Source organism: Porphyromonas sp. HMSC065F10 (assembly GCF_001808555.1).
Taxonomy (GTDB): Bacteria; Bacteroidota; Bacteroidia; order Bacteroidales; family Porphyromonadaceae; genus Porphyromonas_A.
In genome coordinates this window covers 62,884-63,176 of sequence record NZ_KV793748.1, presented here as the reverse complement: position 1 = coordinate 63,176, position 293 = coordinate 62,884, and positions in this window count along the sequence as shown.

The following is a 293-nucleotide window of genomic DNA, read 5'->3' as shown; positions in this document are numbered from 1 at the left end:
CATATACAGATCTTCACAGATTTGACCCTCGCGGACCATATTCCATTAAAACAAGGATTAAGACATTCCTATAAGGGATAGTAGATCAGCTGTGCTACCACTCGCAGACCATATTCCATTAAAACAAGGATCAAGACTCCTCCTGCTTGCGATGCAAAAATTGCCCTCGCAGCAGAGGCGGTGCATTTGAGCAGCAGAGAAACACTCCATCCATTAATGAAGCGTGTGGAACGAAGCACCCCGGCAGGGGTGCCCGCTTCATAGCCACGAGGTCGAGGGGCGTAGCCCCGAAG